This is a genomic window from Micromonospora sp. NPDC005707 (genome assembly GCF_040631005.1).
Taxonomy (GTDB): Bacteria; Actinomycetota; Actinomycetes; order Mycobacteriales; family Micromonosporaceae; genus Micromonospora.
The window spans coordinates 13264-24222 of sequence record NZ_JBEXYR010000017.1; the positions used below are offsets into that span (position 1 = coordinate 13264).

7 protein-coding genes are annotated in these 10959 nt (G+C 68.6%); 2 read left to right on the plus strand and 5 right to left on the minus strand.

The features are described from left to right. The first annotated feature begins 49 nt into the window (after positions 1-49). Entirely contained in the window at positions 50-658 is a 609-nt protein-coding gene (locus ABZ452_RS27180; protein WP_357948586.1) for a DJ-1/PfpI family protein, read from the plus strand. A gap of 270 nt (positions 659-928) precedes the next feature. Here the strand turns inward: ABZ452_RS27180 and ABZ452_RS27185 are convergent, their stop codons facing one another. From ABZ452_RS27185 to ABZ452_RS27205, 5 genes are all read right to left on the minus strand, one after another. Next, positions 929-3685: a bifunctional YncE family protein/alkaline phosphatase family protein gene (locus ABZ452_RS27185; protein WP_357948589.1), complete on the minus strand. Its 2757-nt coding sequence runs from the start codon at positions 3683-3685 to the stop codon at positions 929-931. A gap of 4 nt (positions 3686-3689) precedes the next feature. After that, a complete protein-coding gene (locus ABZ452_RS27190; protein ID WP_357948592.1) occupies positions 3690-5045 on the minus strand; it encodes an ABC transporter permease in 1356 nt (451 codons plus the stop codon). Beyond that, a complete protein-coding gene (locus ABZ452_RS27195; RefSeq protein ID WP_357948595.1) occupies positions 5042-6019 on the minus strand; it encodes an ABC transporter ATP-binding protein in 978 nt (325 codons plus the stop codon). Before ABZ452_RS27195 ends, ABZ452_RS27190 begins: the two co-directional genes overlap by 4 nt. Positions 6020-6341: 322 nt before the next feature. After that, the gene (locus ABZ452_RS27200) at positions 6342-7232 is read right to left on the minus strand and encodes an MFS transporter (RefSeq protein ID WP_357948955.1); all 891 of its coding nucleotides are present in this window, start codon (positions 7230-7232) and stop codon (positions 6342-6344) included. 66 nt (positions 7233-7298) lie between these two features. Continuing rightward, positions 7299-8315 carry an enoyl-CoA hydratase/isomerase family protein gene (locus ABZ452_RS27205; protein ID WP_357948598.1) on the minus strand — a complete coding sequence of 339 codons (1017 nt, stop codon included), beginning with the start codon at positions 8313-8315 and terminating at the stop codon, positions 7299-7301. 185 nt (positions 8316-8500) lie between these two features. Here ABZ452_RS27205 and ABZ452_RS27210 point away from each other — a divergent pair, with 185 nt between their 5' ends. Continuing rightward, positions 8501-10933, plus strand: a complete 2433-nt coding sequence (locus ABZ452_RS27210; RefSeq protein WP_357948601.1) for a low temperature requirement protein A — start codon at positions 8501-8503, stop codon at positions 10931-10933. Positions 10934-10959 lie beyond the last annotated feature (26 nt).

Consider the following 10959-nt stretch of genomic DNA (forward strand, 5'->3'; position numbering starts at 1 on the left):
GGCGCGCCAGGAAGATTGCAAATCTGATGCCGTACGTAAGGGAGTGGTGATGCAGGTAGCCGTGGTCACCTTCGACGGGTTCAACGAGCTCGACAGCTTCATCGCTTCCGCGCTGATCAACCGGTGCCGTAAGGACGGCTTGGAAGCCTTCATCACGACGCCGACGCCCGTGGTCACGTCAATGAACGGCGTCGAGGTGACCGGGCAGCGCCCGATCGAGTTCGTGACCGACGCCGACGTCGTGCTGATCGGTAGCGGTGTGAAGGCGCGAGAGGTGGTCGCCGACGATCAGCTGATCTCCAAGCTGTTGCTCGACCCTTCCCGACAGCTGATCGGCGCACAGTGCTCCGGAGCGCTGGTGCTCGCCCGGCTCGGGTTGCTCGACGGCATGCCGGCGTGCACGGACATGAAAAGTCGGCCCTTTGTCGAAGCCTGCGACGTCACAGTGCTGGACGCGCCGTTCCACGCCGAGGGGAACATCGCTACGGCGGGCGGTTGCCTGGCGTCCCAGTATCTCGCCACGTGGGTGATCACCCGAATGCTCGGAGAAAACGCCGCGCGCGACGTCATCGGATACGTGGCTCCGGTCGGCGAGAACCAGGAGACCGTCGAGCGGGCCATGCGTGCCGTCCACGAGCGCGAGGTTGCACTGCGCTGACGCGCCGCGATCAGCCTTCCGGGGCGCCCACAGTGCTGGGCGGAGCCGGTCGACCGCCGCGAGTACGGCCTGAGCGGGCTCGCGGGCCGAGCGCGGCACCGCTGCGGTCCATCATCGTCAGACACCGGTCAGGACATCTGCCCTCGTCCTGCCGGCTCGCCATCCCGCTGTTGTTCTTCGCCTCGTTGATTGTTCGCCATGCAGGGGTAGACGAGGCCCCTGGCCGGCGGTGACGCCGGCCAGGGGCCCGTGTCGCGGGGTCTGCCTTCGTCAGCCGTCGGACTCGGGCGACGGGATGTAGGCGCCCGGCACGTCCTCCGGCGCGAGGATCTTGGCCTCGCCCGGGTACGGCTTCTTCCAGTCGTGCGTCTGGTACCACGTGAAGTGGTTCATCTGCGCCGGGTTGGCAAAGTCGGGCTTGGCGTCGGACCCGGTCAACCGCTGGCGCGACTTCCACTCGTCCCACTGGGCGGCGAGCTGCTGCTTGTCCGCCGGCACCGTGCCCGACGGCGCGGCCGCGGCGAGGGGGTTCTGCGGCGCGGGGGTGTCCAGGCCGCAGGCAGGCGGGGTGGCCAGGCCCGCGGTCAGCGAGGTCCGGTTGGGCATCGCGATGAACGGCGTGAAGTCCGGCTTCTTGGTGAACGCGCCTCGCATCGGGCTGGCCGCGGTGTCCTTCTGGTTCATCGGGTGGATCCCGAGGATCTGTTCGATGGTCCGGATCATCGTGATCTGCGTGTAGTAGTGGCCGTCCACGACGCCGCGCTGGGCCCAGGGGCTGATGATTTGAATCGGTGCGCGGTGGCCGTCGACATGGTCGAGGCCGGCCTGGGAGTCATCCTCGACAACGAAGATCGCCGAGTCCTTCCAGTACGGGCTGTGCGAAATTGTGTCGACGATTTTGCCGACCGCGAGGTCGTTGTCGGCGACCTGAGCGGCGGCGTTCGCGGGACCTCCGGTGTGGTCGCTGGAGAGCCAGAACATGTTCAGGTTCGCCGGCCCGTTCTTCGCGAAGTCACGATTCCAGAGCTCGTACCGGTAGATGTCCGGGACGCTGGTGTCGAACTTCGGGAAGCCGGGCACCGACACGCTGTTGAGCGAAGGAATCGGCGAGGACGAGACCATGCGGTAGGCGGTGTCCTGCCCGGTCGCCGCCATGTTCTTGGTGTCGCAGTACAGGTTCTGCCAGCTCGCGCCGACCGGCTTGGTCAGGAACTGGTGAAACTCGCCGAAGTCGCGCACAGTCTTGCCAGCCGCCTGTGCCCCGGTCCAGATGAAACCGGTCCGCTGGTGGCCGAGAGCGTCGTCCTCCGTGTCGTAGCTGCGGATGTACTCACCGGCTGTGGACTCGGTGTACTCCGGGTTGTCGGCCTGCATCAGCCAGTTGTGCCCCTCGGCCGAGTTCGTGCCGATGTCGTAGGTGTTGTCGTACAGCCCGAACTGCTTGGCCATCGCGTGCTGGTTCGGCGTCACGTTTTCGCCGAACTGCGCCAGCGACGGGTCGCCGTTGCCCCGCGGGTCGTCACCGAGGACCTGGTCGTAGGTCCGGTTCTCCTTGACGATCAGGAAGACGTGCTTGATGGTCGAGGGGTCACCGAGCCGCTGCGGCACCGGCTCCGCCTTTGCCTTGTTGCCCTTGGCCAGCTTGACCGAGCCGCCGGTCCAGCCGTTCTGGCTGAAGACCTTGCCGGTTTCGGACTTGATGACCTTGTCACTTGGCAGCCTGAACCGTTGCAGGCTCGACGTCGTGTCGTGGGTGCCGTGCCCGGCGCTGTTGGTCGGGCGACGGGCGTCGATGCCACGGGTGTTAGAAACGAGCACGTCGTTTCCGACCGTCGCGATCTCCGCGGGAAAGTAGTCCGTCGGGAGCAGGCCGACGTAGCTGACCGGCTCCAGCGGGGACGTGTAGCGGTAGACGGCGACGGCGTTGGCGCGGCCGAGCGTCACCAGCAGGTGACCGTCGTCAGTGAGCGTCGCCGCGTCGGGTTCGTAACCGACCGTCGCCTCCGGCCACGGTTGTGTGGCGATGGTCTGCACGACCTCGTTCCGGGCGGTGTCGATGACCGACACGTCGTTGGTGGCTGTGTTGGTGACGAACAGCGCCCCGTTCTTGGCATACAGGGCGGTCGGGTGCAGGCCGACTGTGATGCTGGCGACGGCAGCAGCGGGGCTCGCGAGGTCGATGACGCTGACCGTGCCGGTGGTGGTGGCAGCGGTCACCGGGTCGGCCGGCACCGGGGTGTTGTAGGAGTTGATCGTGGTGTCGCCGGGCCTCGCCGGACGGCCGCCCTCGTTGCTGACGTAGAGCTTGCTGCCGACCATGATCATGTCGCGCGGCGCGTTGCCCACGGCCCAGCTCTGCTGGATGGCTCCGGTCGCCGCGTTGATGGCGACCACCCGGTTCTGGCCGTTGACGGCGGAGTACACGGTGGAACCGTCGGGCGAGAACACCGCCTCAGCCACCAGCGCGCGCCTGGGCCCGTCCTTCGGGATCTGGATAAACGTCGGGTTGGCCAGGCTACCGTCCGGATTCACGGTGAACTTGCGGTAGCCGTCAGCCTGGCCCAGCCACAGCTGCGAGCCGTCGGGCGAGTACGTGGGGCCTTCCTGGCCCACGTCGTTGCCGCTGATGCGAAGGTTCGCCGCGGCGTTGTTGCCGATGAGCTGCTGCACCTTCCAGGTCTTCAGGTCGACGATGGCCAGCGCCATCCCCCCGTCGGTGACCGAGGCCGCCAGGTGGGTGCCGTCCGGGCTGACCGCGGACGACATGATTTTGCCGGTGTTGATGACGAGTCGCTCGCCGATCGGGTTGATGTACTGGTCGTCGGACACGACCAGGCCCTTGTCGGTCAGCTGCCCGACCTGGTCGGTGCCGAACTGGTGCGTCTGGGCGAAAGCGATGCCGGTGCCGGCGGCGACGACGACAGCGGTGGCGCCTGCCGTCGCCAGGGGTAGCCGGCGGCCGATGCGTCGACGGAGGGGGCCGGATCGGTCCTTCTCCTCACGCCGACGGCGGCGTGTTACCTGCATGGAGTCATCCCTTCGTGGTGTGGAGCAGTTCGACGTTGCCGTCGAACTGCCAGAGCGGGTTCGGTGCGTCCCCGGTCGAGGTCCGCACCAGGAAGTAGCCGTTCACTTCCTTCGGTCCGTCGCCATCGGCCACGAACCGCCCGTCGGGGGTGACGTCGAGCTGGTAGATGGCAGTCCCAGCGGCCTCGACGTCGGGGAGATGCCAGGAGACGACGCAACGCCAGTCGTTGCCCGGCCCTTCTGCGGCGAGTTCGCCGCCGCCCTTGTTGCACGTCGCCGTCGCCTTCAGCTGCGCTTCGGTGACGTCGGGCCGGTTGAGCTGCTCGGTCTGCAATCGGTAGAGGTGGGCGAATGCCGTCGCGACTGAGCGCTGCACTTTGTCCTGCTCGATCCCGGAGCCCGTGGCCGGCGTCGCCACGGCGACGGTCCCGACCGTCACGCCAAGCAATCCGACCAGCGGCAGGACTCCGACGGTGACCGCGCGGCGCCCCGAGCCGTCATCGGTCAGGTTGGTGAAGTCGCGTCGAAGGAACAGCCGGTAGGCCAGCGCCGTCGCGGCCACGGCCCACAACATGCTGACCACAACGCCGATCAGGAGCGGCCCGAGCTGAGCCGGACTGGTGAACAGACCGTTCCATCCGATGAAGGCGGAGCCGGGGAGCGCGAGGCGCACGGCGACGGGCAGCGGCAGCATCTGGGCCAGCTGCATGGCGAGCGCGACGAGCGCGGGCAGCAGCAGCCCCATCGGGGACCGACCCAGCGCGACGGAACCGAGTAGCCCGACGGCGGCGAGGGCCAGCGTCGGGGCGAGCACGCAAACCCAGGCGAGCAAGGTCTTCCCGGCTGCGGCCCCCGGCGTCAGCAGGTGGCCGTCGAGGCCGACCAGTGGGTGGTTGCCGACCGCCAGGACCCCGCCCGCCGCACTGGAACCGGCCAGCCCGGCCACGAGCAGCACAATGACGGTGAGGCTCGACAGTGCCTTCGCGGCGAAGATCCGTCGAGGTGACCGGACCGCTACGAGCAGGTGGCGCCAGGTGCCGAGCCGATCCTCGGAGGCGAACACGTCGCCGGCGACCACCGAGGTCAGCAGCGGGAGCGCCCAGGTGCCCGCGAAACCGAGCGTCACCAGCGGTCCGGCCCACCCGGTGGCGTGCATCCAACGACCGAAGAGGGTGTCGACGGGCAGCGAGCTCTGCTGGCTCACCGCGGCGACGAACAGCGCCGGCGCGATCCAGCAGGCGAGGACCAGCACCCGGATCCGCCATTGCGAGACCAGCTTGACCAGCTCGAAGCGGTACCCGCGCGCCACCGAGACGGGGCGGGCGCCGACGGTGCGGTCGGCGGCGAGGGTTGCGGTCATCGGATGGCCTCCTGCTGCTCGGTGAGGGCGAGGAACGCAGCCTCCAGCGGCGACACCATGGGGGCGAGTTCGCGCACCGCGATGCCCGCGTGCACGAGCCGCACCACCAGGTCGTCGAGGGCGGGCACCAGCGCGCGCACGACGAGCACCTCGGCGTCGTGCCAGGCGTCGTCCTCGACGTGGATCCCGGTCGTGTCGGCAGCCAGTTGGCGGGCGGCCTGCGGGTCGGAGATTCGCAGCCGATAGTCGAGTTCACGATTTTCAGCGGCCAGCTTGGTCAGCGGGCCGGTGAAGACGACCCGTCCGGTGGCGAGGATGGTGACCTCGGAGCACAGTGCCTCGAGGTCGTCCATGCGGTGACTCGACAGCACGACGCTGGTTCCGTCCGCGGCGAGCCGGGCGAGGACACCGTGTACGTGCTTCTTGCCGGCGGGGTCGAGGCCGTTGGAGGGTTCGTCGAGCACGAGCAGCCGCGGCTTGGTGAGCAGGGCAGCGGCGAGCCCGAGCCGCTGCCGCATGCCGAGGGAGAAGCCGCTCGCTCGGTCGTCGGCGACATCGGTGAGCCCGACCTGGCCCAGCACGTCGTCGATTTCCGTTGCCCGGCCGTCGTGGCCGCGCAGGGCGGCCAGCGCGGCGAGGTTCTGCCTGGCGGTGAGCGAGGGGTAGAGACCGGGCCCGTCCACGAAGCCGGCGACACCGTCGGGAGCTGCGAGCGCCCGCGCGACCGGCGTGCCCAGAATCTCGAGACGGCCGGTGTCGGCGCCGGCCAGGCCCAGCAGGAGGCCGAGCAACGTCGTCTTGCCGGCGCCGTTGGGCCCGACCAGGCCGTGGATCTGCCCCTGCGCGACGTTCAGATCGACGCCGTCGAGCGCGACGACGTCGCCGAAACACTTGGTGATGCCGCGAGCCCGGATTGCGGGTAATGCGTCCATGAGCCCCTTCTTTCGTCGCCTTAGGCAACCTAGGGACGGCATCCAACGCAGTCAGGGTCAGCTGTCTGAACGTTCATGGAACGAAAGACGACCGGAGTCCAAGAGGTGGAAACGAACCGATGGAATTTCGGTCCTACTTGGAGTCGGGCCGGAGGGTTGCCGGACGAGTCCGAACAGCACCGCCGAAAGGCCCGCGGATCGGCGTGGGGCGCCGAACAATCGGAGATCCAGCGGTGGCCGCGGGCCACGGCGTCGTGATCACGGGCGACTGTTATCGCACCTCGATCGGCGGCAGGGGACGTCCAAGCCTCAGCTGAGACGTCCCCTCTCGCGATCGTCACTGACGAGCGGGGCTACCGGCGGATCAGGAAGTTGCCGGGCGGTGCCGGACGAACAGCACCGTCGGGATCACCATGACGAGCAGGACGACGCCGCCGACGAGCCAGCCGAGGTGCAGGGCGTCGGTGAAGGCCCGCGGCACGGCCAGGGAGAGCGTGTGTGCCAGCGGGACGGGAAGCCGACCCGTGCTGCCGCCGTGCGTGGCTCCCGCGACAACCGCTTCGGCCGTTTCGGACGGCACTCCGGCCGACGTGAGCTGCTCGTGCAGGTACTTCGGGAAGTGGGCCGTCGCGAGGGTGCCGAGGATGCTCGGGCCGAGCACGCTACCCAGCTGGCGGAACATGTTGACCGAGCCGGCGGCCATGCCGGCCTGGAGCGGCGGCACGCTGTTGACGGCGGCAGCGGTCGACGGCGCGACCAGCAGCGCCGAGCCGACGCCGGCGACGAAGAGCCCCGGCCACATAGCCCCGTACCCGCTGAACGGGCCGACCATCAGCAGCGCCAGGGAACCGGCACCCATGAGGACGAGGCCCGCGGCGAGCACGGGGGCGATGCCGATCCGGCGGGCCAGGCGTCCGGCGAATGCGCTGACGACGATGTAGGGGACGAACATGGGGAGCAGTTTCACCCCGGTCTCCAGGGCGCTGGCGTGAGCGATCCGTTCCAGATAGAGGACGGTGAGCAGCGAGATGCCGACGAAGCCGAACATGGTGACGGCGCCGATGGTCATCACGGTCGCGAACGAGGCGTTCTTGAACAGCCGCAGGTCCAGCACGGGGTCGTGGTGACGGAGTTCGAGCCGGACGAACGCCACCAGCGAGACGGCGAAGACCACGTACGCCACGATGATCGGGAGGCGGCCGTAGCCGCTGGCGCCGCCCTGGATGATGGCGTAGGTCGCCGACGCGGTCGCGATGCGACCACGCTTGGCCTCCGGTCCCGACCGTAGCCCCCAACCACTGCGCGCCGTTCAAGGCGGCGCTTACCCTGCGGCCGGCAAGTCGGCGAGCCGTGCGCCGAGGTCCAGCTCCAGCGGACCCCGGGTCTGAAAGCCGCGGCCGAACAACTCCTTCGACCGGTTTTGCACCTCGGGGGCGGCGACCAATTCCTGGAACCGGCGGCCGTCGGCGCGTACGGCGTCGGCCGGCGGCAGCGTCAGCTCGTTGATCGCCAGTTTGGTGGACTGGATCGCCGCTGAGGGAAAGGACGCGATCCGTCGGGCCAACATGGCCACGAACTCATCGAGCTCGGCGTCTGGCAGCGCCCGGTTGATCCACCCATACCGCTCCGCGAGGTCAGCGTCCGCGTCCTGCGCGCCGAGGATCACCTCCATGGCCCGCCCTCGGCCGAGCAGGCGCGTCAAGTGCTGTAGGCCACCAGCCCCGGGCGCCACACCGAAACCGCACTCCGGCTGGCCGAGCAGCGCGTTCTCCCGCGCCGCGAAGCACATGTCGCAGGCGAGCACGAACTCGCTGCCCGCTCCCCGAGCCCGTCCACGCAGCTTCGCGATCGTGACGACCGGCACCTCGCTCAGCTTGCGCAGCACCATGCCGAGAAAGGCGTCCTGCGGACCCCCGCCCGCCTTGGCCGCCTCGGCCGAGTACTCGGCGACCTTGTTCAGGTCGACGTGAGCGATGAAGAAGTCCGGGTCGGCGCTGTCGAAGACGACTACCCGCACCTCGGTGGTCCTGGCCAGTCCGCCGAGCAGGGTGACCAGGTCCCGTACCAATGCCGGGCCGATCATGTTGATCGGCGGCGCGTCCAGCGTCGCCGTCAGGACGCCGTCGGTCAGCTCGGTACGCAGGGTCTCGAACGAGGCGTTCCCTCGCCTGCTCCTTTCCGTCGCGCGACCGGGGTCGCGGGCAGCGGCGGTCAGATCCCCGGGGCGACCAGCACCCCGGCTCCGCGTCACTCGACGGATCGGCGCCCGATGGTCGCTGTCGATCGTACGGACTGACTCCGTCTGATCGGGGCGCTTCGCCGGATCCCAAGCGCGCACCGCGACGCTGTTCAGGTACTCGTAGAGCCGATCCCTTGATCCAGAGGCGCTTTCCGGTCACACCCTGCCCAGCGGCAAGCAACTTCTCCTAGGCATCCGCCGGGTGCGGCCAGGTCTGAGCCCTACTCCGCCTCGTTTGAGGCGATCAACTGTCGCGGGTTCGGCTGGTTGGCAGAGTGAGACCCGTGCGGACGTCCAGTCGACTCCATCTGGCCCAGGGAGAGGGCAGGGTTACTCGACTGGAGCTGTTCTTGGACCTGATCTTCGTGTTCGCGTTTCTGAACGTGGCGGGTGTGACCGCCGAGCAGCTCAATCCGGCCGGCGTTCCCCGAGGTCTGCTGCTCCTCGTGTTGTTGTGGGGTTGCTGGGCGCCGTACGCGTGGCTCGGCAACATCCTCCGGCTGGACCGAGGGATCATGCCGGTGTTCCTCTTCGGCCTCAGCGCGACGCTGTTCGTGATGGGCCTGACGGCCCGGGAGGCCTTCGTGGACCGCCCCGGCGGGCTTTCCGGGCCTGTCGTGTTCGCGGTCTGCTACATAATTGCGCGTAGTGGCGCCCTGGTGTTCGCCACCGCCGCCGGGGTGGCGGAACCGGGCACCCGCCGGCGGCTGTGGAGAGCCTGGCCGGTGCTCGTGTCCGGCGAGCTGGCGCTGCTGGCTGCCGCCCTCGTGCCGTCGTATGAGCACAGTGAGCAGGCGTTCGTCGGGGATGTGGTGGCCCGCGAATGGATCCGGTTCGCCCTGGTCGCGGGCGCGATCGTCGCCGGGTACGGCGGGACTTTCCTGCTGGGGGCCGGAACCTGGCGGATCAGATCCATCCGCTACTGGGCCGAACGGCACAGTTTGATCATCCTGATCGGTATTGGCGAGGCCATCATCTCGGTGGGGCTGGGGCAGGGTGTCGCCGTGGCGCATCCGCTCACCCCGGAAGTGCTGGCCGGGGCGCTGCTCGGCGTCCTGCTTGCCGGGTTCCTGTGGTGGACCTACTTCGATGTGGCCCGGTTCGCCGCGGAGCTGGCGCTGGAACGGGTATCGCAGGCCCGACGAGCCCTCCTCGGGCGCGACGCGTACAGCTTGCTGCATCTGCCGATGATTGCCGGGCTCATCCTGATCGCGCTCGGCATTCAGCACACGCTGTCCGAGCTGCGCGTGCCGTCGGAAACGTCGGCCGCGATACGGCTGCTGGTGCTCTACGGCGGGGTGATCCTCTATCTCGTCGGCCTGATCCTGTTCGAGATACGCACGCTACGCCTACTCGGCCGATCACCCATCCTCGGAATCCTTCTGGTCGGATCCCTGGCACTGATCGCTCCCCATGTGCCACCGCTGGCCCAACTCGCGCTGTTGACGGCAGCGGTGGGTGCCATGGCTCTGGCCGACGCCACTGTCTTCCGGCCCCGCCACCGCCGGCTGCACGCCGAGATACAACCCGTTCTCCTCAAGCAGTCCGGGGTGACGCCGAAGGAACTCTTCTTCGACCTGGTCTACGTGTACGCATTTCTCCAGGTCGCCACCATAATGGCCGACGACCCGACCTGGCGCGGCGTGGTACGTGGGCTGCTGGTGCTCATCGTTCTCTGGTCTGCCTGGTGCGCCTACAGCTGGTTGGGCATCGCAGTCCGCTCGGAGCGCCCGGTGGTGCTCTGGGTCGTGGTGCTCGTCGTCGCGCTCACCGCGCTGATCACCCTGGCCAGCCCGGAAGCCTTCAACGCCGACGGCAGCGGCCTGCCCGGGCCGCTGGTCTTCGTGACCTGCTACGCGCTGATCCGGCTGTTGTTCCTCGGCGCGTTCTGGGTGACCGTCCGGCAAGACGCGACGCAGCGGGCCGCCGTGGTGCGCAGCGCGGTGCCGACCCTGCTGGCGCTCGTCATCCTGTTTACCGCCGCGTTGATCCCGCAGCCGGTCGGGGATATTCGGCTGCCGACCCCCGCGCGCGTCGGGCTCTGGATCGCCGCCATCGCCGTGGACCTGGTCGGCAACCGGCTCGCCGCAGCCCGTCACCCGTGGACCTGGTCCGCCGAGCACTGGGCCGACCGGTACAGCCTCATCATCATCATCGCGCTCGGCCAAGCGGTCATCTCGATGGGCACCGCCGTGGTCTACACGCCCATCTCCACGCGGATCATCGTCGCCACCGCACTCGGCACGGCCCTGCTCGCCGCACTCTGGTGGATCTACTTCAGCACTACCGCCATCCATGGCAAGCGGATGCTGGTTGCAACCCGCCAAGACCAGCGCACAGCGCTCGCCCACGACGCCTACGCGCTACTGCACCTGCCGATGATCGCCGGCATCGTGCTCGTCTCGCTCGGGCTCGGCAAAACAATGTCGGTGCTGGGCAGTCGGGGCCCATTTGAATTCGGCGCCTCGCTCTACCCGCTTCCGCACCTCGCTCTCTTCGGTGGCGTGATCATCTACCTGCTCGCAGACCAAGGGTTCCACTGGCGTCTAACCCGCCGCACCCACCCGCACCGGATCGCCCAAACCCTCGTGATCATCGCGCTGGCACCCGCCACCGCCCAGCTACCGGCGCTGGTCGCGCTCGCCGCACTGGCCGCAGTATGCCTCGGGTTTGTGACGATCGAGGTGAAGCGCCGAGCTTTGCTAGTCCCGACGTGACCCCCGCCGCCCACACCAGGCGGCGC

Excerpts from the sequence above, each read along its gene's own strand:
- ABZ452_RS27185 (WP_357948589.1), bottom strand. The coding sequence starts at position 3,685 with ATGCAGGTAACACGCCGCCGTCGGCGTGAGGAGAAGGACCGATCCGGC.
- ABZ452_RS27180 (WP_357948586.1), top strand. The coding sequence starts at position 50 with ATGCAGGTAGCCGTGGTCACCTTCGACGGGTTCAACGAGCTCGACAGC.
- ABZ452_RS27190 (WP_357948592.1), bottom strand. The coding sequence starts at position 5,045 with ATGACCGCAACCCTCGCCGCCGACCGCACCGTCGGCGCCCGCCCCGTC.
- ABZ452_RS27195 (WP_357948595.1), bottom strand. The coding sequence starts at position 6,019 with ATGCCGTCCCTAGGTTGCCTAAGGCGACGAAAGAAGGGGCTCATGGAC.